This window comes from Novosphingobium sp. CF614 (assembly GCF_900113255.1).
GTDB lineage: Bacteria > Pseudomonadota > Alphaproteobacteria > Sphingomonadales > Sphingomonadaceae > Novosphingobium.
This window is the reverse complement of sequence record NZ_FOOR01000007.1, coordinates 20,278-41,356: the sequence shown is the minus strand read 5'-3', so window position 1 is coordinate 41,356 and position 21,079 is coordinate 20,278. Positions and strand designations below refer to the sequence as shown.

Annotated in this window: 14 protein-coding genes; 9 read left to right on the top strand and 5 right to left on the bottom strand. The window is 62.9% G+C overall.

Features of this window, described 5'->3' with window-relative positions; genetic code table 11:
* The first annotated feature begins 14 nt into the window (after positions 1–14).
* Together BM052_RS09810 and BM052_RS09805 are read left to right on the top strand one after the other, a co-directional pair.
* Positions 15–1,946 carry a terminase large subunit domain-containing protein gene (locus BM052_RS09810; RefSeq protein WP_091146511.1) on the top strand — a complete coding sequence of 644 codons (1,932 nt, stop codon included), beginning with the start codon at positions 15–17 and terminating at the stop codon, positions 1,944–1,946.
* Between the two features lie 14 nt (positions 1,947–1,960).
* Complete coding sequence (locus BM052_RS09805; RefSeq protein WP_255406062.1) at positions 1,961–3,046, top strand: phage portal protein; 1,086 nt, start codon at positions 1,961–1,963, stop codon at positions 3,044–3,046.
* A 1,040-nt stretch (positions 3,047–4,086) separates the two neighbouring features.
* Here the strand turns inward: BM052_RS09805 and BM052_RS09800 are convergent.
* Both BM052_RS09800 and manD read right to left on the bottom strand, forming a co-directional pair.
* Positions 4,087–5,007, bottom strand: coding sequence for a sugar kinase (locus BM052_RS09800; protein ID WP_091146150.1), 921 nt, complete (start codon positions 5,005–5,007; stop codon positions 4,087–4,089).
* A gap of 12 nt (positions 5,008–5,019) precedes the next feature.
* Positions 5,020–6,228, bottom strand: a complete 1,209-nt coding sequence (gene manD, locus BM052_RS09795) for a D-mannonate dehydratase ManD (RefSeq protein WP_091146149.1) — start codon at positions 6,226–6,228, stop codon at positions 5,020–5,022.
* A 95-nt stretch (positions 6,229–6,323) separates the two neighbouring features.
* Between manD and BM052_RS09790 the strand changes: the two genes are divergently transcribed.
* From BM052_RS09790 to BM052_RS09760, 7 genes are read left to right on the top strand one after another with little or no spacing between them, the layout of a single operon-like run.
* Positions 6,324–7,091, top strand: a complete 768-nt coding sequence (locus tag BM052_RS09790) for a FadR/GntR family transcriptional regulator (RefSeq protein WP_091146146.1) — start codon at positions 6,324–6,326, stop codon at positions 7,089–7,091.
* A gap of 8 nt (positions 7,092–7,099) precedes the next feature.
* Positions 7,100–8,500, top strand: a complete 1,401-nt coding sequence (gene uxaC, locus BM052_RS09785) for a glucuronate isomerase (protein ID WP_091146143.1) — start codon at positions 7,100–7,102, stop codon at positions 8,498–8,500.
* Entirely contained in the window at positions 8,497–9,864 is a 1,368-nt protein-coding gene (locus tag BM052_RS09780) for a mannitol dehydrogenase family protein (protein ID WP_091146141.1), read from the top strand. Before uxaC ends, BM052_RS09780 begins: the two co-directional genes overlap by 4 nt.
* Complete coding sequence (locus BM052_RS09775) at positions 9,861–11,024, top strand: CehA/McbA family metallohydrolase (protein WP_091146139.1); 1,164 nt, start codon at positions 9,861–9,863, stop codon at positions 11,022–11,024. Before BM052_RS09780 ends, BM052_RS09775 begins: the two co-directional genes overlap by 4 nt.
* Positions 11,025–11,027: 3 nt before the next feature.
* Entirely contained in the window at positions 11,028–13,316 is a 2,289-nt protein-coding gene (locus tag BM052_RS09770; RefSeq protein WP_255406061.1) for a GH92 family glycosyl hydrolase, read from the top strand.
* Between the two features lie 3 nt (positions 13,317–13,319).
* Positions 13,320–15,590 carry a GH92 family glycosyl hydrolase gene (locus BM052_RS09765; protein WP_091146136.1) on the top strand — a complete coding sequence of 757 codons (2,271 nt, stop codon included), beginning with the start codon at positions 13,320–13,322 and terminating at the stop codon, positions 15,588–15,590.
* On the top strand, positions 15,590–16,525 hold the full coding sequence (locus BM052_RS09760; protein ID WP_091146134.1) for an ROK family protein: 936 nt from the start codon (positions 15,590–15,592) through the stop codon (positions 16,523–16,525). The genes BM052_RS09765 and BM052_RS09760 overlap by 1 nt, the downstream gene beginning before the upstream one ends.
* A gap of 17 nt (positions 16,526–16,542) precedes the next feature.
* Here the strand turns inward: BM052_RS09760 and BM052_RS09755 are convergent, their stop codons facing one another.
* From BM052_RS09755 to iolG, 3 genes are read right to left on the bottom strand one after another with little or no spacing between them, the layout of a single operon-like run.
* Positions 16,543–19,065: a glycosyl hydrolase 115 family protein gene (locus BM052_RS09755; RefSeq protein WP_091146131.1), complete on the bottom strand. Its 2,523-nt coding sequence runs from the start codon at positions 19,063–19,065 to the stop codon at positions 16,543–16,545.
* A 9-nt stretch (positions 19,066–19,074) separates the two neighbouring features.
* Positions 19,075–20,019 carry a substrate-binding domain-containing protein gene (locus BM052_RS09750; RefSeq protein WP_091146129.1) on the bottom strand — a complete coding sequence of 315 codons (945 nt, stop codon included), beginning with the start codon at positions 20,017–20,019 and terminating at the stop codon, positions 19,075–19,077.
* Positions 20,019–21,017: an inositol 2-dehydrogenase gene (gene iolG, locus BM052_RS09745; protein WP_091146127.1), complete on the bottom strand. Its 999-nt coding sequence runs from the start codon at positions 21,015–21,017 to the stop codon at positions 20,019–20,021. The genes BM052_RS09750 and iolG overlap by 1 nt, the downstream gene beginning before the upstream one ends.
* Positions 21,018–21,079 lie beyond the last annotated feature (62 nt).

Sequence of the window (21,079 nt, the reverse complement as noted above, 5' to 3'; positions counted from 1 at the left end):
TGCATGGCAAGGCCATGCACATTGCCCAAGCCCCAGGACCCGAAGAGCGCGCAGTCACCCGGCAGGTGGCGCGCGCGCAGCGCCGGGAGGCGCGATCGCTCTATTGGCGCGGGTGGCGGATCACAGACATCGCGGCCGAACTGGACCTGGCGGAAGGCACCATATCGAGCTGGAAGAGCCGCGAGCGGTGGGACGACGATCCGCCGGTGAAGATCATCGCCGACCGGGTGGAGGCGAAGATCGCGACGCTGCTGGACAAGGAGCCTTTCAACGAAGGCGATATGAAGCGCATCGATTTCCTGATGCGGCAGCTGGAGCGCGCGGCGCGGATCGAGAAATATTCGGTAACCGGCAAGGAAGGCGATCTCAACGAACGGATCGCCGCGCGCAACGGGCCGGAGGCCAGGGTCAAGCAGGCGGAGAAACGGCGCAATTTCCTGACACTGGAGCAGTACCAGGCGCTGCTGGACGATTTCCACGATCGCAATTTCGAATACCAGGAACTGTGGTGGGCGCGCCGAGACGAGCGCGTCCGCAAGCTGCGCAAGAGCCGGCAGGTCGGGGCGACATGGTATTTCGCCAGAGAGGCGCTGGCCAAAGTGGCCAAGGCCGTGCTGGACGGCCGTGGCAAGGCCAGGCTGGAAGAGGACGAGCGGCCCCGCAACCAGATTTTTCTTTCCGCGTCCGAACGCCAGGCGCTGAAATTCCGGCGCGAAATCGTAAGCTGGGTGCGCCGTGTCACCGGGGTGGAGCTCAAGGGCAAGATCATCCAGATCGATTTCGTCGGGCAGTATCCGGCCGATGAAGATGGCGAACCGACAGGTCCATCGCTGGATCAGGTCGGCTTTTACTTTCTTTCAACCAATTCGGCCACTGCCCAGGGCGAGAGCGGCGACTTCTACTTTGACGAATACGCCTGGGTTCATGGTTTCGGGGAGCTGAACCGCGTCGCCAGCGGCATGGCGACGCACAAGGTTTATAAAAAGACCTATTTCTCGACGCCGTCGACCAAGACGCACGAAAGTTATGCCTTCTGGTCTGGCGAGGAGTGGAACCGGGGCCGCGGCAAAGGCGAACAGCAGCCGTTCGACATCAGCCTGCGCAATTTGCGCCATGGCGCGCGGATGCCGGACGGGTCCTGGCAGCAGATTCTCACCATCCATGACGCCTGCGCGATGGGCCTGAACCGGCTGATCGACGTCGACGATCTGCGCCGGGAATATTCCGAGGAAGCATTCCGCAATCTCTACGAATGCGAAGATGTCGACGATACCGAGAGCAGCTTTCCCTATGCCCGGATCGCGCCGGCGCGGGTGGACAGCTTCCTCAAGTGGCGTGATTTCAAGCCGGCGCTGGTGGACATTCCCGGCGGCCGGCCGTTCGGCGACAAGCCGGTATGGATCGGATACGACCCGAACAAACAGGGCCGCGACGATGCCGCGCTGGTGGTGGTGGCGCCGCCCGACGATCCCGGCCGGGGCAAGTTCCGCGTGCTGGAGAAATATCGCCTCAACGGCCGCGACTATGCGGGCCAAGCCGACTTCATCAAGGAAGTCCACGCGCGCTACAACGTCACCGATATCGCGATCGACACCACCGGCCACGGCGGCGCGGTGGCCGAACTGGTGAGCCACTGGTTCCCCACCGTGCGCAAGATCGAATATTCGGTGGCCAGCAAGACCGCGCTGGTCATCAAGGGGCAGAACCTGTTCCGAGCCCAGCGGATCGAATTCGACGCCGGTTGGACCGACCTTATGCAGGCCCTGATCGCCATCCGCCCGGCGCTGACCGGGAGTCAGAAGGGCGTGACCTATATCGCGCGGCGCAATGGCGAGGTCGGCCATGCCGACGTGGCCTGGGCGCTTTTGAACGCGCTTTCCAACGAGCCGCTCGACGCCGGCAGCGCCAGTGAGGGCGCGGGCGGGACGGTTGTGTTCTTCGATTGACAGGAGCCGATGCAATGACCGCAACCGAAAGCACGCTGCCTTCCACCGACGTGGTCGAGCAGATCGAGGCCGACCAGGTCAACTACAAGAGCGAGATGTTCTCGTTCGGGGATCCGGAAAGCGTGCTCGATCGGCGCGAACTGGCCCAGTATTTCGAGATTTGGCACAACGGCCGCTGGTATGAGCCGCCGCTGCCGGTGGGCAGGCTGGCACAGACCTTCAACATGAGCCCCTATCACCGCAGCGCGCTGGGCCTTAAGGTCAACCTGCTGGTGGCCCAGCAGGTCACATCGCGGTGGCTGGGCGCGGATGCTTTCGAGCGGTTCGCGCTGGACTTTCTGCAAATGGGCAACGGTTATCTGGAATGGGTGCCGAACATGTCCGGGCGGCTCGCTCGTGTGGGATATTCGCCGGCAATGCATACCCGTGCCGGGGTGAAGCCGGGCGTCTACTGGTTCGTCAACGGCCCGATCGGCGACATCCATGAGTTCGAGGCGGGGCGAATGTTCCACCTGCAGCAGCCGGACGTGGCCCAGGAAATCTATGGGATGCCGGAATGGCTGGCGGCATTGCAGTCAGGCCTGCTGTCCGAGAACGCGACGCTGTTTCGTCGGCGCTACTACCTGAACGGCGCCCACGCCGGATTCATCCTCTATGTCAGCGAGCCGTTGGCGGACACTCAGACCGCCGATGCGATCAGTGACAAGATGTCCCAGGCCAAGGGAATCGGCAATTTCCGGAACATGTTTCTCTATATCCCGAAAGGTAAGAAGGATGGCGTACAGGTCATTCCAATCGCCGACGTGACCGCAAAGGACGAATTCTCCAACATCAAGAACATCAGCCGGGACGACATGCTGGCAGCGCATCGCACGCCGCCGGTGCTGATCGGCGTGATCCCGCAGAATGCCTCAGGATTCGGCAAGGTGAGCGAGACATTGGACGCCTATTACGGAACCGAGATCATCCCCATCATCCGCCGCATGCTGCGAATGAACGACTGGTTCGGCGCCCAGGTCCTGTCCTTCCGCGACTACATGTGCAGCGACGGCAGCGTCATCACCCAGGACGGCATCAGGAAGCCGGCAGCGACCCGCTGACCTCTCACAAAGACTGACTCAAAGACCCGGCAGGCGCGCTGGACAGCGCCTGCCGGGTCTTTGGCATGTCCGCGCCGTTCATAAAACGACCCGTGAAGCGTAACAATATTACGCACCCAGGCAACACAGCTTCTAGCAACCGCGCGCCGCGCTCGCCCCCACACCTCGCTTTCGGCTTCTTCGTCGATTTTCTTGCATCTTCCGGGATGGCCTTGCGATTTGGCGGAGGGGGGTGTGGTTCGCAAAGACCTAATATTCCTAATCTCCCCCGAAAGTATGCCTGAAACCCGCAGAAAACTACCGTTCTCTATGTTATGCCTAAGGCCTAACATGGCATAATATTTTTCGGCCAAAAACCTTATATCACTGTTTTTAAAGAATTTTATCGGAGCGCAATATTATCTTCCTTAGACCTAATATGATTATATCAATATTATGATTATATTATGTTATAACGTTTTGAAAATAAAGGAATGTTAGGAATGTTATGTGATTGTGAGAGATACCCTCAATATCTCGGTAGACGGCGGTTCCACGCCGTTTTTCCATAAAAGCTTGAGATCGTTGATCCCGCTTCTAGTGCACGGATGGATAGTGCGCTTGCTTGCGCTGACGCGAGTTTACAGTCTGCGCTTGTGGCCAAGGATTAGCGGGGTTCCTGAGGGGCGAGGTTTACAAAAAAACCTATATAAATCAGCACGGCACTCTAATTCCTAATCTGGGGGCCACAGGTTCGAATCCTGTCGGGCGCACCACTCTTCAGTAACTTAAGTGGTAGCGCAGGCCCATTATCTCGCGGTGGGGTTCCAATGGGGGATCGGAGCAACACCGCTGGTCCATCCAGGAGGCCCGACGCATCGCCAACAGGCTTGCCCAACGCCGTATCCGACCCGCCTACGTCATCGCATGGTCATGCTGGCGACGCGCCCATCAAGCCGCCGCCAGACGCGCTCATCTCAAGGAAAAAGTGCAACTGTAATGTTAGGCACTCATTCGGCGAGACTGGCTTCACCGGGTGAGATAATCGCCGACGGCTGTGATCAATCATCCGGAAAACATCGTGAATAAGGAGCCGTGCTGTCCAGTGGCGGAACTGCTCCGCGTCGCATGACCGTCCAAGCCGCTATGTCGTGCCCCGAGCGGGCGGCTTCGGCAACCGACGCGCCCTGTGCGCGGGCTGCCAAGTAACCGCCGTTGAATGCATCGCCGGCGCCGCTCGTGTCGATCGGGTCGAGCCGTGCCGATGGCGGGAGAGGCGTACCGTCCGGAAGTCGGCATCCATCGGGACCGAGCTTGACGACCACTTCGCCGCAGCCCAGCTGGTGCCAGTGCCGTGCAACTGCATCGGGATTTTCCGCGCCTGAAAGCGCCGCTTCATCCTCGAACGTGGGCAGGCCCATATCGGCAAGGGCAATGGCCCGATCACGCAGCAGGATTGCGGTTTCCCTCGTCTCCCACAACTGTGGACGAAAGTTGCCGTCGAAAGCGACGAGCCCGCCGTTGTCGCGCACTCGCGCGGCAAGTTTCAGCAGGTCATCGCGTCCCTGGGGAGGCAGGATCGCCAACGAGATCAGCGAGAAACAGAACAAGTCGACTCTTTCCGCCTTGGCCATGGCGGCGCCGACAGCGTCCAGTTCGAACATGGCCCGCGCCGCGCTGGTATCGCGCCAATAGGTGAAGCTGCGTTCGCCGGCATCGTCGGTAACGATGGCATAGAGTCCCGCATGCCGCACGGGGTGGGTCATGACTAAGCTGCAATCAAGCCCTTCCGCCGCCCAGGCCGATCGCAAATGCCGGCTGAACAGGTCGTTGCCCAGCGCCGTCATGTACGCGACGTCGTGACCGGCACGGGCAAGGTGAATGGCGGTGTTGAGCGTATCTCCGCCGTAGCCCATCTGCCAGGACTCTCCTGCTCGGGAGAGTTCCAGCATGGCTTCGCCGAGACAAACGATCCGTGCCATCGTTGAGTATGCCTACCAATTCCACATGGTGCCATCCTCCAGCCTTGCGACGGGCAGGTAGGCGGGTTTGTAGGGATATCTGGCGGCGAGTTTCTCGTCGATATCGACACCATGTCCAGCGGTTTCACCGCAGATCAGGTGCCCGTCCTCGAAGCGGTAGTCGTGTGGGAACACTGCGTCGGTATCTTCAGTGTGGCGCATGTATTCCTGGATGCCGAAATTGGGCACCCATGTATCGAAGTGCAGTGCGGTCCCCATGGTTACCGGCGAGAGGTCGGTGGCGCCGTGGCTGCCGGTGCGGATCTGATAGAGTGCGGCAAAATCGGCAATCCGGCGCAAGTGCGTGACGCCGCCGGCGCCGACGATAGTGCAGCGGATGTAGTCGATGAGCTGGTTCTGGATCAGGTCCTTGGCGTCCCAGATCGTATTGAAGATTTCGCCCACGGCCAGCGGGGTAACGGTGTGCTGGCGCACAAATTTGAACGTCTCCTGGTTTTCCGCCGCCGTGCAGTCTTCGAACCAGAAGAGTTGGTAGGGCTCGAGCATTTTTCCCAGGTTCGCTGCTTCCTGCGGGGTGTAGCGATGATGGCCGTCGTGGAGCAGGTGATGCTCGAAGCCATAGGTTGCGCGCAGCTTCTCGAAGAGCTTGGGCACGTAATTGAGCGCCTTGCGCGTATCCCAACCGGTGAGCGACGGCAGCGCGGCGTCGGCCGGTTCGTAGTACAGCTTGCCGCGCCCGACCCCGTAAGCATCCTTGATGCCCGGCACGCCGGTCTGCGCTCGGATCGCCTTGTAGCCCAGGTCGATGTAATGGCCGACCGCCTCGACCGTCTCGGCAATGTCGCTGCCATTGGCATGACCATAGACCATCACCCGCTCGCGGCTGCGCCCGCCCAGTAACTGGTACAGCGGCATGCCCGCCATCTTGGCCTTGATGTCCCATAACGCCACGTCGACCGCAGCGATCGCCCGCATCGTCACCGGCCCTCGCCGCCAATAGGCGCCGCGATATAGATATTGCCAGATATCCTCGATCCGCTGCGGGTCCATTCCGATCAAGCAGGGGATGACGTGATCCTCGAGATAGGAGACCACGGACTTTTCCCGGCCGTTCAGCGTTCCGTCGCCAATGCCGTAGACACCTTGGTCCGTCTCGATCTTGAGTGTAACAAAATTGCGTCCCGGACTCGTAACAATGACTCGGGCGGATGTGATTTTCATGACGGTCTCGGGTCGCATCAAAGGACAGGATGGCATACAGCTTGACGGCCTTATACCATCCTGTCAATAATATTGGTCAGACCAAAAGGATTTCCATGAGCAACAGTGCAGACAAGGGGCAGGATCGACTCTATCAGGATCTGGTCCGCGATCTTCGCCAGGAACTGGCATCGGGGCTCTATCCTGTGGGCGCGCGCCTGCCTGCCGAGCGTGAGCTGGCCGCCAGGTTCGGCGTCAGCCGTCCCACCGTGCGCGAAGCGCTTATCGCCCTTGAAGTGCAGGGATTGATCGAGGTCCGCGTGGGCTCCGGGGCCCATGTGCGCAAGCTTCCCGGCGCGGGGGAAGGAAGCGCCGCCGAAGGCTTCAACGTCTCGGGCTTCGAACTGAGCGAGGCCCGGCTACTGTTCGAAAGCGAAGCTGCCGCGCTTGCCGCGACGCAGGCCACCGAAGAGGATCTGGCAGAGATCGCGCGACTGGTGGAGGAGATCGCCCGGGAGAACGCCGACCCGGATGGGACGGAAAGGGCGGATCGCCAGTTCCACGTCGCAATCGCTCGCGCCACCCGGAATGCTGCCATCTATGACGTGATCGAACGGCTGTGGGACTTACGTGCCGCTTCACCCGAGGCCGCGCTGCTCCATGCCAAGGCCCGCTCCGCCAATATCAAACCGGTGGTGGTCGAACACGCGGCAATTCTCGATGCCCTGAGGCGGCGGGACCCCGATGGTGCTCGCGCGGCGATGCGGGCTCACCTTACCCAGGTGATCGACAGCCTCCTGTTCGCCACCGAAGAACGCCAGATCGCGGAGGCGAGAAAGGCCGCTCAGGCGAAACGCGAACGTTACGCGCGCTTCTCCGCGTAGGAGACCTCATGCCTCGTCCTTTGACTCTCCATCCCGACCGCCTGTTTCCGGCCAACCCCGCCACCCGTGATCTGGCGCGGGACCTTTACCGGGAAGTGGCGCACCTGCCTATTTGCAGTCCGCATGGCCACACCGATCCATCATGGTTCGCCGACGATGCTCCATTCGGCAACGCCACGCAGCTGCTGCTCGTCCCCGATCACTACGTGTTCCGCATGCTCTATTCGCAGGGCGTGGCGATGGAGGATCTGGGCGTGGGCAATCCCGACGTGGACCCGCGCGCAGCCTGGCGGCTGTTCGCCGAGCGTTATTACCTGTTTCGCGGCACGCCTTCGCGCCTATGGCTCGACTGGGTCTTTGCCGAGGCCTTCGGCATCGGCGTGCGGCTAGATGCGGATACCGCGGACCTTTACTACGATACGATCACCGATGCCCTCGCGACCGCGGCATTCCGTCCGCGCGCGCTGTTCGAGCGCTACAACATCGAGGTGATCGCAACCACCGAGAGTCCACTCGACACGCTGGAGCATCACGCCGCGATCAAAACCTCTGGCTGGCAGGGAAAGGTTATAACCACCTATCGCCCGGATCCGGTGGTCGATCCCGAATTCGAAGGCTTCCGTGATAACCTGAAGCTGCTTTCGGACATAACCGGAGAGGATTGCTTCTCCTGGCAAGGCTATCTTGCTGCCCATCGCAAACGCCGCACTTTTTTTGCGAGCATGGGCGCCACCAGCACGGATCACGGCCATCCCACCGCCCAAACCGCCAACCTCGGATCCGCCGAGGTGGAGTCCTTGTTCCGCAAGGTCAGTTCTGGAAGCTTTTCTGCCGAAGAGGCTGAGCTGTTCCGTGCCCAGATGCTGACCGAAATGGCGGCGATGTCGATCGAGGACGGGCTGGTCATGCAGCTTCATCCCGGTTCGTTCCGCAACCATAATGCGCGGCTGTTCGAGCAGTTCGGCCGCGACAAGGGGGGCGATATCCCGACGCGGATCGATTATGTCCGCGCCCTCAAGCCGCTTCTCGACCGGTTCGGAAACGAGCCTCGCCTGTCGCTGATCCTCTTCACGTTGGATGAGAGCGCCTATGCCCGTGAGCTGGCCCCGCTTGCCGGGCACTATCCGTGCCTTAAGCTCGGCCCGGCGTGGTGGTTCCACGATAGCCCGGAAGGGATGCGCCGCTTCCGCCGGATGACGACGGAGACCGCCGGCTTCTACAACACGGTAGGCTTCAATGATGATACGCGTGCCTTCCTTTCCATTCCGGCGCGGCATGATGTCGCCCGCCGGATCGACTGCGGGTTCCTGGCCGAACTGGTCATGGAACATCGCCTGGAAGATTGGGAAGCCGCGAAACTCGCCCGCGACCTGACGTACAATCTCGTCAGGCGGGCCTACCGGCTGTGAGACTTTCGTTCGCCTCTCTCGCGCAGGCTGGTGCGGGCGTGCAGCGCTGCGGTTACGATCGCCACGGGCAGCGCGTGGGCATCGTGCACTTCGGCATCGGCGCATTCCATCGCGCCCATCAGGCCTGGTACACTGATCTGGCCATGGCGGCCGGCGAGCGTGACTGGATGATTTCGGGCGTGTCCCTGCGTTCACCGGATGTGGCGGAACAGATGAATCCCCAGGATGGTCTCTACACGGTCATGGAGCGATCGGCAGCGGGTGTGACCTTGCGGATTGTCGGGTCTGTGCGCGAAGTGCTGGTGGCGCGCCGGGAACCAGATGCGGTGGTCGAACGGATGGCCTCGGCAGATACGCGGATCGTCAGCTTCACGGTCACCGAAAAGGGCTATTGTCGCGCGCCCGATGGTTCGCTCGACCTGACGCTGGCCGGGGAGGACAGCATCTATCGGTTCCTGCGCGACGGCCTCGCTCGCCGGCGTGACGCTGGTCTGCCCGGCCTGACGCTGCTTTCCTGCGACAATCTGGCAGACAACGGCCAGCAGCTGCAGCGGCTCGTCGGCGAATATCTGCAGAGCATGGATCCGGAACTGGGTGAATGGGTGCATGTGCACTGCACGTTCCCCGCAACCATGATCGACCGCATCGTTCCCGCGACCACCGATGCCGACCGCGATGCCGTGGCCGCCGAACTAGGCCAGCGCGACGAGGCGACGGTAGTGACCGAGCCGTTCAGCCAGTGGGTGATAGAGGATCGTTTCGCCGGAGACCGGCCGCGCTGGGAGGATGTCGGCGCGCAACTGGTTTCCGATGTCGCGCCCTATGAGGTAGCCAAGCTGCGGATGCTCAATGGCGCCCATTCCGCGCTGGCTTATCTGGGGCTCGGCCGCGGGTACACTTATGTCCACGAAGCCGTGGGGGATCCGGTTCTGGGGCCGATGGTCGAACGGTTGATGCGTGAGGAGGCCGCGACCAGTTTCGAAGCGGCGGCAGGGCAAGACCTTCAGGCTTATGCGGCAAACCTGCTTGCCCGCTTCGCCAATCCGGCCCTGCAGCACAGGCTCATCCAGATCGCCATGGACGGCAGCCAGAAGATTCCGCAGCGCTGGCTGGGAACGCTCGCCGCGCAGCAGCGCAAGGGCAGGTCATGCCCCGCCATCCTGGCTGCTTTGGCGGGATGGCTGCGACATGCCAGGGGAGATAATGGCCCGGTCGACGATCCGCGCGCGGCGGAGATCAAGGCGATCTGGGAAGCGGCCGGTGTCGCGGGCATCGTACCAGCCCTGTTCGGCCCCGACGGGGCGCTGAGTTCGATCTGGACTCCTACCTCGGAAGACACCGCAGCGGTGATCGAGGGCTTATGAGCCTTGCGACGCGGGTTGTCCTGGCCGCTGTTTCCGGCCTGCTTGCGCTACACGCGACAGGCATTTCGGCGGCGGATTCCGCCGGCGGCACGTCGATGCGGGGCGATTGGCTGAAGGGTGACCTTCACATCCATTCGCACCACAGCCGGGATTCGAGCAACAATTCCATCGGCAAGATCGTCCGTTTCGCGGAAGATCAGGGTTTCGACTTCCTGGCCATCACCGATCACGACAATCACGTTGATGGCGATGTCGCTGCGCACACCTGGGCCGCCCCCGAATGGCGTTCGGACAAAGTGGTGCTGCTCTACGCCGCCGAATGGACCACCGACAGGGGGCACGGCAACGTGTTCTCGTCCCGCCCGTTCGACGAGGTCCAGTTCCACCGGATCCGCGATGCGCGCGATGCGGATATTCTTGCCCTCAAGCGGCGGATGAAGGTGCACCTTTCGGCCAATCACCCCACCAACAAGGATCATTTCGGCTTCTCATACGATCTCGTTGATTCGATCGAGGTTTGGAACAGTTCCAACTGGGCGAAGAATATTCCCTCGCTGGCGGTGTGGGACGATATGCTGAAATCGGGCCGCAAGCTTCCCGCGCGCGGAGGCAGCGATGCTCATCACGGCTGGCCAGACACCTCCGCCGACCGCTCTTCCAACAGCATCGAGCGGCTTGCCAACTACATCGGCACGCCGACGACGTGGGTCTACGCACGGACGCGGGACAGGCAGGGCGTGGTGGACGCCCTGACCGTTGGGCATTCCTCGATCAGTGCCAATCCCAACGCTCCGCGCGTCGAATTCTCGGTCGACCATGATGGCGACGGCAGCCCCGATGCCATGATGGGCGATAGCCTGCGTGCGACCGGCAAGGCCGTGATCTTCCATGTGAAGCTGGCACAGTGCGACATTCCCTGGGCCGCATATCAGGTCAAGGTCGTCAGGAACGGCGAGACCTTCGGAACTTATGCGGTCGATGCCGAAAAGCCGGAAGTGACGTTCACGGATACGCCGCCGGAAAGGGGACGCAGCTATTACCGGGTGGAAGTGCAGGGGCCGCAGTCAGCCTATCCCGCCGTCCCGATGTCGGCCGGGATCACGGGCACGATGGTGGCGTTGTCGAATCCCATCTTCTTCAACTTCGATCCGAATTTCTGAGCCGTGGGCACAATCTCGCATTCCCATCGCCCTGTCCGCCGCATCTGGTCGATCGCGACAGCGGTCGCGCTGTTCTCGGCCGTGGTGCCGGTCCACGCTGAAGACCCCGTTGCCCTGGCCGATCCCTTCGTCGGCGCGGATCATGGCGGCAACACCGTGCCGGGCGCTGGCGTGCCGTTCGGCTTCGTATCGCTGAGCCCGGACACTGTTGATGCGCCCACCAGCGGTTACGATTCCAACACTGCAATCATGGGGTTCAGTTTCACCCATGTCAGCGGCACGGGTGGACGGAGCAAATACGGGAACTTTCGCATCACCCCCACCGTGGGCGAGATCGGGGGGCACAACCTGCACTTCGCCAGACGGAACGAAGCGGCGTCTCCGGGGTACTACCGCGTCACGATAGGCAATTCGCAGCCGACTTCCATCGGTGTCGAACTGACCGCGACACGCCTTGCTGGCATCATGCGGATCACCTTTCCCAAGGGGTCGGCGCAGGGCAACGTGATCCTCGACGCTACCTCGATCATTCCGCTCTACGGGGAAGGCCAGCGGGCTACGGCCGTTCATGTCGAGGCGATCGACAACAAGACCGTGCGGGGCTGGGCGAGTTTCGAGGGCGGATGGAACCCGGCGCCCTACAAGCTCTATTTCACCGCGCGCTTCGATCGGCCCGCGCGGCGGTTCGGAACTTGGCGGGCGCGTCAGGGCGAGACCGTCTTGAACGAGGGGCCGGAATCGCTCGACGGCGAAGCGCAGACGAAATCGGCGCAGGATCGCCTGGGGCTGATGACGGAGTACGACCTGCGCGATGACTTCGCTCGCCGCACCGGCCTCTGGGCGCAGTTTGGCGCCTACGATGGCCAGCCGGTGCAGGTAAAGCTTGGGGTCTCCTTCGTCGGCATGGACCAGGCGGCGTCGAACCTGGACCGGCAGATCCCCGGTTGGGATTTCGATGCGATCCATGCGAACAGCGCTGCGCTGTGGCGCGATGCGCTGGGGCGCATCGAAGTGTCGGGCGGCAGCGAGGAACAGCGGCGGATTTTCTACTCCGCGCTCTACCGCAGCCATACGATGCCGCACGACCTGAGCGGTGAGAACGTGTGGTGGCCGTCCGAGGAACCGCACTACGAAGATTTCTACACGATCTGGGACACGTTCCGCACGCTGCATCCATTGCTGACGCTGATCCAGCCGCAGCGCCAGCGCGATATGGTGCGTTCGCTGCTGGATACCTACAAGGGGACCGGCTGGCTTCCCGACGGACGCATTGCCGGGGCCAACGGCATGACCCAGGGCGGATCGAACGCCGACGTGGTGATCGCCGATGCCATCGTGAAGGATCTGGGCGGCTTCGACACCAAGTTGGCATGGCAGGCCCTGAGCAAGGACGGGGAGGTCGAATCCGATGCCCCTTTCCATCAAGGTCGGGTGCTCGGCGATTACCTATCGAAGGGCTACGTTTCGCTCAGCCAGACGCGTTCGGCCTCGCGCACGCTGGAATATGCCTTCAACGATTATGCGATTGCCCTGGCCGCGCGCAAGCTCGGCCGAACGGCTGATGCGCAGCGCTACCTGCAACGCTCGGCGAACTGGAAGAACCTGTGGGACAGGGATTTGGGCTGCATCCGGCCGCGCTATGCCGACGGGCGCTGGCTTGAGAACTTCACCTGCGAATACCTCTATCCAGACAAGTCGATGCCCTGGTGGGAAGCGCCTTTCTACGAAGGCAGCAGCCGCCAGTATTCGACTTATGTGCCGCAGGACGTCGATGGCCTGATCGCGATGACGGGCGGGCGGGAGTCTTTCGTGCGCTGGCTCGATACGCTGTTCGACACCGGCCAATACGAGCAGGGCAACGAGCCCGACATCCTCGCGCCCTACCTCTACATCGACGCCGGCCGCGCTGACCGGACAGCGGAACGGGTCCGGCATATTCTGGCCACGAAGTACCACCTGTCCCGTGATGGCCTTCCCGGCAACGACGACGCGGGCGCCATGTCGTCGTGGTACGTGTGGAGCAGCACGGGGCTCTATCCGGTCGCCGGCACCACCCGGTATTACATCGGCAGCCCGATCTTCACTCGCAGCCTCATTCATCTGGAAAGTGGCAGGAGCTTCACGGTCGTCGCGCCCATGGCGAGCGAGCACAATCTTTATGTGGTAGATGCCAAGCTGAACGGCAAACGTCTGAACCGGGCGATATTGAGCCATGCCGAAATCGCGGCCGGCGGTGTGCTGGAACTCGAGATGGCCAAAAAGCCGGGTGCGTGGCCTCTCAAGACGGAGTAAGTAATGCGCAGGTCTTCGATTTCGGCAGCTTTGCTGCTTTCCGCCGCCGTTCTCGTCTCCGGGACGGCAAGAGCGGATGCTGGCCGCGCGCTGTCCTCCTACGTCGATCCCAGCGTGGGCACCGGGAACGACAATCAGGGCGATACGATCATCGGCCCTTCATTGCCCGCTGGATCGATCCACCCGAGCCCGGAAACGCTGTCCCTCGTGCCGGTCGGTCCGGATCAGATCGCATCGCAGACAAGCAATGCGGGCTACAACGCGGGGCAGCCGATCACGGGTTTCGCGCAACTCCACTCCCAGGGTTCGGGTGGCGTCACCACATACGGGACGTTCCTGGTTTCTCCCCAAACGGGACCTGTCACTTTTGACGAACTGGCGCATGCCTCACCCAAGCGGGACGAGCACGCCGCGGCGGACAGCTATGCCGTGACTTTGCAACGCTACGGCACTCGCGTCGAGATTGCGCCGGCGCATGATGCAGCGATCTATCGCTTCTCGTTCCCGGCGGGTGAGCCCGCCAGCCTGGTGTTTGACGTTACCCGCAAAGTCGGCGGCACGGTGGCGAGCGACATGGCGGACGTCCGCCTCGACCCCGCCACCGGAACCGTCACCGGGCGGGTGCGGGCAAAGGGCTACTGGTCCCCCGCGCTGGTGGACATCTGGTTCGCCGCGCGGGTGGACCGCAAACCGCTTCGCTGGGGCACGGCGATCGACGGAGTGGTCAATCCCGGAACGACCATGGCCGCATCGCAGGCGGATCACCGGCTGGGCGCTTGGCTGGAATTCGGCGACACCGGCGGGCAGCCGGTGCAGATGAAGATCGCCGTCTCCTTCACGAGCGGGCAAAAGGCACTCGATCATCTCGAAACCGAAATTCCGGGATGGGACTACGAGGCAGTCAAGCAGGCCGCCGGCGAAGCCTGGAATAGAGAGCTTGGCCGGGTCACCATCGACGGGGTCGGGGAGGCGGACAAGCGGCGGTTCTATACCGCGCTCTATCACGGCATGATCCTGCCCCGGAACCGCACCACGGACCGCCCTGATGAGGATCGCGGGACGCCGTTCTGGGATGACGACTATACCCTGTGGGATACCTATCGCACGGTATTCCCGCTGATGTCGCTGGTCCGGCCCAGCGACTATGCCGGCAATATCCGCTCGTTCGTCCGCACTTTCGAGCGGTTCGGCGCAGTGGACACCGCCTTTATCGCCGGGCGGAACTACCATGTCGGCCAGGGCGGAGATGAAGTGGACAACGTTCTGGGCGAAGCATTGCTGCGCGGCGTGGCAGGTGTCGACTGGACCAAGGCCGCGCAGGTTGCGTTGTTCAATGCCACCCAGCAGCGCAGCCCGCGTTATCTGATCGAAGGCTATTTCGCCGCCGGAGACCAGAGCCCGGAGCCCGACAACCAGCGGGCCAAGTCCGGTTCCTCCACCCTGGCCTATGCCCTGAATGACTTCTATGCCGCCCAGCTTGCGCGCAAGATCGGCAATCAGCCCTTGGCGACGACGCTGATGAAGCGATCCGCCAACTGGCAGAAGGTCTGGAACCCCGATGTCGGCAGCGACGGCTTCACTGGCTTTATCATCCCGCGCGGTCCGGACGGCGCCTTCCAGGCGATTGATCCCAAGCTGGGCTGGGACGGGAAGATCTATAACAACGTGGGCTTCTACGAAGGCACGGCATGGATCTATTCGTTCGGCGCCCTGCATGACGTAGCCGGAATGGTCCGTGTCATGGGCGGGCGCGAACGGTTCATCGAACGCTTGCAGCACGCGCTCAAGAGCGGGCTGATCGACATCACGAACGAGCCGTCCTTCGCCACGCCCTGGCTCTTCATCGAAGTGGGTCGTCCCGATCTGGCAAGCTACTGGGCTAACCAGGTGTTCACTCGTTTTAGGCCCGATGCCTATCCGGGCGATGAGGACAGCGGCGCGATGGGATCGCATTATGTGTTCAACCGCATCGGCCTGTTTCCCAAGCTGGCCTCCGACCTGTTCTACCTGCACGCGCCCCATCAGCCGCGCGCTACGATCATGATGGAAGACGGCAGACGCTTTACGATCGTTGCCGCGAATGTAGCCCCCGATGCGGTCTATATTTGCAAAGCGCGCCTAAATGGAAAGCCGCTGGACCATGCATGGCTGAGCCAGGGTGAGATCATGGCTGGCGGCGAGCTTCATCTATCGCTGAGCCGCAAGCCTTGTGCCTGGGGCCGGCAGGAGGCACTTGTCGATCACGCGGTCGGCAGTGGAATCGGGGAAAAGTAATGTACTACGGGCTCATCGAGGCGGGCGGCACCAAGTTTGTGCTAGGCGTGGCCAGCGCGGACGGCACGATCCTGGCGCGCCACCGGTTGCCAACCACTTCTCCCGAGGAGACGCTTGGTCAGAGCATTTCATGGCTCGCGGATCAGGGCTACGATCTGGCCGCGATCGGCCTGGCCAGCTTCGGGCCGCTCAATCTCGACCGGGCGCATGCGGAATGGGGCTCGACCACCCGCACCACGAAACCCTTGTGGAGTGGAACCGATCTCGTTTCCCCGTTCGCCCGAGCGTTCGGGTGCCCGGTGGGACTGGAGACCGACGTCAACGGGGCTGCCCTCGCGGAGGCAACTTGGGGCGCCGGGCGGGGCTTTGGATCGTTACTCTATCTAACGGTGGGCACCGGCGTGGGCGGCGGTTTCGTAGCCGGCGGGCGACTGCTGCAAGGCATGACCCATCCGGAAATGGGGCATATCCCCTTGCCGCGCCATCCTCACGATACCGCCTTTCCCGGACATTGCGCGTTCCATGGCGACTGCCTGGAAGGACTGGTGGCTGGCCCGGCGGTCATGGCCCGCTGGGCCGCGAACCTGTCCGATCTGGGTCCCGACCATGAGGGCGCGGATATCGTCGCATGGTATCTTGGGGCAGCGATCGTCACCTATCAGGCGATCCTGGCCCCGGCGCGGATCGTGCTTGGCGGCGGCGTGATGGCCACGCCCGGACTGATCGAACGCATCCGCGACTACGCTCGCTCCAGGGGAGGTGAGTATTTCGCGGGAAATGTCGACGAGATCGTGACGCGCCCCGGGCTGGGCAACAATTCCGGGCTTCTCGGGGCTCTCGCGGTCGCGCTGGAAGCCGCCGGGCACTCGCTGGAATGCAGTTCCGACACATGGCGGCTGATGCCGATCCACAGCCAGATTGCCGGTGGCGGCTGAACCCGGCTCTCGCGATGTCAATGGGAAGACTGCGCTACGCCCGCCTCCTTCAGCAGTAGCCGGTCGAGCGCGATGCCTCCGCTTCTGGCGGTGACCGCGATCTGGTGACGTCCCGCCGATAGCGGACCGGAAACAGGTACTTTCAGCAGGTTGTCGAGTACGCCGGAAACCCACTCGGTGCTGCCGACCTTGCGGGGAACGGCGATGGAGCGGAACGGGCCTCCATCGATGCTGACATCCAGCTTAAGGTCGCGCTCCTCGCCGTCGGGGAACAGCGGCAGGATGCCCAGATCCACCGACTGGCTACGGGACAGGGTGAAGCTGGTGGACCAGCTTGCGCCGGGCTTGTCGGCCATCAGGACGCCGCGGCCACGGCCAAGGCCCTCGATCAGGCGCCAGCCCTTGGCCGGCGTGTCTTCCGCCTCGACGACCGCCGATGCCGGGTCAGGGCTCTTATCGACTTCGGCGAAGAAGGCGTCGGGGCTGGCGCGCAGTGCCTCGGCGGGGGTGACGATCGGGCGCGGGCGATAGATGCGCCATTGGCTGTCGGCGGGTTCGGCGGGCATGATATGGTGCCATTTCCCGTTTGCCGTCTGGTTGTTGTAGCGATCGGTCAGGGCCTTGATCTCGTCCTCCGCCCAGGCGACGGCGCCGCCGGCCGAACGCGCCATGGGCGGATCGACCTCAACTAGCTCGTCATAGCGCTCCGCCGCGAAGAACCGCACGTTGGCGGCCGAGGCCGCGCGGATGGGGAACTCGACCAGTTCGAACCAGGCATCGCGTTGATCGGCCGGGATATCCTTGCCAAGGGTTTCCGCTTCGGCGGCAAGGCTGCGCCAGCGGCGCAGGCGATCGTTCACTTCCGCCACCGTGAAGCCGGAAAGGTGGCGGTCCTCCTCATGCGCGGGCCATTCGAGGTGCTCCGGCCTGCGTTCGAAGTTGAGCCGGAAATAGGTGTCCATCATCATGGCAGCGCGGTCACCGATGGCCGTGGAGGCGAAGGCTTCACCCAGCCAGTGCCGCAGGTAGTCCTTCTGGTTCACATCCCGCCAGCGCCCGATATCCCATGCCATGTCCAGGAACTGCGTGGTGCCGATTTCCGCTGGCTTGATATCGCCGACGTTGACGATCCAGAGGCTTCGCGAGCCCTGGTCGTAGGCCCGTACCATTTCTTCGCGCACGAGCGCGGGCGGCGTTGTCGAAAGCCATAGGTAGGCGAGCGGATAACCGAGATACGACAGGTGATAATAGACCCCGGTGCCCCCGGGGCGGGTGGCTTCGGCCCGGCTGGGGAACTGGCGGATGTAGCCGAAGTTGTCGTCCGGCCAGACGATCGTCACGTTGTCCGGCACCTTCAGGCCGGCCCGATAGATGTCGAGCACTTCCTTGTAGGGCACGAAGATCTGCGCGGCTTTGGCCGAACCGCCGGGAACGTGGCGATCCAGCATCGCGCGCTGGTCGGCAATCACCTGGTCCAGCAGTGTCACCTTGTCGGCCATGGATACAGTGCCGACCATGCCGGTGTCGTGAACGCCGCGCATGCCGATGGTCCAGATGTTCTCATCCGTCGCGTTCGCACGCACCCGCTCTTCCCAATAAGTGCGCACACCCTCGCGATTGGTCGCATAGTTGTAGTCCTTCCCGGGTGCCGTCCATTCGCCGACGTTGTTGCGCAGCATGGCTTCCGCATGGGATGAGCCCATCACGATGCCGTATTCATCGGCCAGCTTCGCGTTCTCTGGGTCCAGGTTGAACGCCTTCGTCGTCTTGTGCATCGCCGGCCACAAGGTGTTCGCCTTGAGCCGCAGCAGCAGTTCGAAAATCCGGCCATAGGTCTTGGGGCCGATGTCCTTGTACTGGGGATCGAAGGTCTGGCTCGCCCAAGGGAAGAGGCCCCAGTCCTCGTCGTTCACGAACACGCCGCGATAGCGGACCGAGGGCGGCCCGAACCGGCGCAGGCCGGGAACGACATAAAGCGCATCGCGATGGCGGGGTTTCACGTCCGCCCACCAGGCCCAGGGGCTGACGCCCATGGCCTCGGAGAGTTCGAACACGCCGTAGGCAGTGCCGCGCCGGTCACTGCCGGCAATTACTAGCGCCTTGGCTACGCCGGGTAGCGGTTTGTCCACAGTTGCGATCAGGAAGCTTTCCCACTTTCCCGCAATCTGCGCCGTGGAAAGCCGGCCGGACCGGGCCATGGCGTCGATCAGTTTGCTCTGCCCGAGTGTGCCTACGATGATCGCGAACTTCGCGTCCGCCATGATCGTCTTGCGCACTTCGGGCTTCTGCCCGGTGACCATCGCGATATCGCTGGCAAGATCCTGTGCGGCGATGCTGGCGACACTAGGCTCGTCCGGATCGAGAAGGATCGGAACCGCGGTGCCGCGCTCAACCAGTGCCAATCCGTCCTTCACCGGCGCGGAACTGACTATGCTTTCGGCCGGGGCGGCCAGGACTGTTCCCGAGCAGCCGGTGGCCAATGCCAGAGCGCCGGCCATGCCCAACCAGCTTGCTCGCGCGTGCCTGATGGCGCTTCTCATGCCCTCGTCCTACTTCAGTTCGTTGATGCGTTCAGCCTGGCCGAGGTTCTGCCTCGTAATCAGGATCGGTGTGATGTTGGCGCCGCTGATCGGCTTGCCGGTGCGGATCCGGGCCACCAACTGGTCCAGCGCGATGCGGATCTGGCGGCTGGGAGATTGTTCCACAGTGGCTTCCATCCGCCCTTCGCGGATCATCCTGAGCGCTTCGGGCGTGGCATTGAAACCGATCACCTTTATCCCTTGCGCTCCAATGCTGCGCAGCGCCTCGAGCGCGCCGAGCGCCATGTCGTCATCTTCCGAGATGATGACGTCGGGCCGTTGGCCGCCCAGCGAGGTCAGGATATTCTGGGTCACCGTAAGCCCCTGTTCGCGCTGCCAGTTGGCGGTCTGTTCGGCAACGAACGCATAGCGCGGTCCCGCGGCCTTGAAGGCTTCATGAATGCCTTTGGTGCGATCGATCGCCGAACTCGAACCGGGCGCGCCGGTCAGCAGGAGGATACGGGCGCCTTGGGGGAACATGGCGATTACATGCTGTGCCATGAGCCGCCCGCCCGCCACATTGTCTGCGCCGAAATGCTGTACCGGGCGTTTGCTCCTGTCGACCCTTCGATCGACAGTGACAACGGGAATTCCCAGGTCGATGACGTCGTTCACCGCCGGTGTCAGCGCGTTGACGTCGGTGGGCGCCAGGATCAAGCCGCGCGTGCCGGTGGCGGTCACCACCTGGATGTCGGCGGTCTGCTTGGCGGAGTTGGATTGCCCGTCAAGGATCAAGAGATCGACGTTCAGCTTGCGCGCCTCGTCCTGGGCGTTCCTTCGCATGGCGACGAAGAAGGGCTCGGACAGGTTGTGGAACGAGGCGGCGACCTGGAACTCGCCCTTGCTCTTGTTGCAGCCCGTCAGGGCGAGCAGGGCTAGAGAGAGCGTGGCCGCAGTTCGGCGAAGCCGCCGCATCAGCCCAGGCTCGAAATCGGCACCGGCAGGCCCGTGCGCGCGGACTGTTCCGCTGCAACGGCCAGTTCCAGGGCGCCGAGGCCATCGGCAATCCCGGCCAAGGGCTTTGCGGTGCCGGCCAGGATGTCCGCGAAATGATTGGCCTCGGCGGCATAGGCCTGGGCGTAGCGCGTCAGGAAGAAGTTTTCGAAGCGATCGGCGGCGGCTCCGGCCTCGGTCCAGGTTTCCACCTGGGTTTCGGTCATGTTGTTGGCGGCCAGGCGTCCTCTCTGACCGTAGGCCTCGATTCGCTGGTCGTAGCCATAGCCCGAACGGCGCGTGTTGGAGATGACGCAGATCTTCCCGCCGGCCGTTCGAAGGATCACCTTGGCCACGTCGAAGTCGCCGGCCTTGCCAATTGCGGGGTCTACCAGGTTGCTGGCCGAGGCAAAGACGCTGACGATTTCGCCGCCCAGTATCCAGCGGGCAACATCGAAATCATGGATCGTCATGTCCTTGAAGATGCCGCCCGAGACCTTGATGTAGCTTACCGGCGGCGGCGCGGGATCGTGGCTGGTCACGTGGACGGTCTCGACCTCGCCGATTTCCCCGGCGTTGAGTCGGCGGTGCAGCGCCCGGAAGGTGGGGTCGAAGCGCCTCTGGAAACCCAGCAGCAACCGGTCCGCGATCGGTTCCAGATCGGCCAGCCTTGCCTTGAGGCGATCGAGGTCGAGATCAAGCGGCTTTTCGCACCATACGGCTTTTCCGGCCCGTGCTGCCGCCAGGCAGTGGTCCAGATGCGTGTCTGTCGAGCTGGCGACGATTACCGCGTCGATCTGCGGATTGGCAAAGACCTCTTCCGCCGAGGCCACCTTTGCGCCGTAGGTGGAGGCCAGGGCGCGCGCGCTTTCCTGGATGGGATCGACCACATATTCCAGCGAAAGGGCCGGATGCGCCGCGATGTTGCGAGCATGAATGGCGCCAATGCGCCCTGCGCCGAACTGGGCGACCTTGAACATTCCGGGAATCCTCTCCGCGATTTCCGGTTAATGGAACACATATTCCATATAGCCGTCAACTG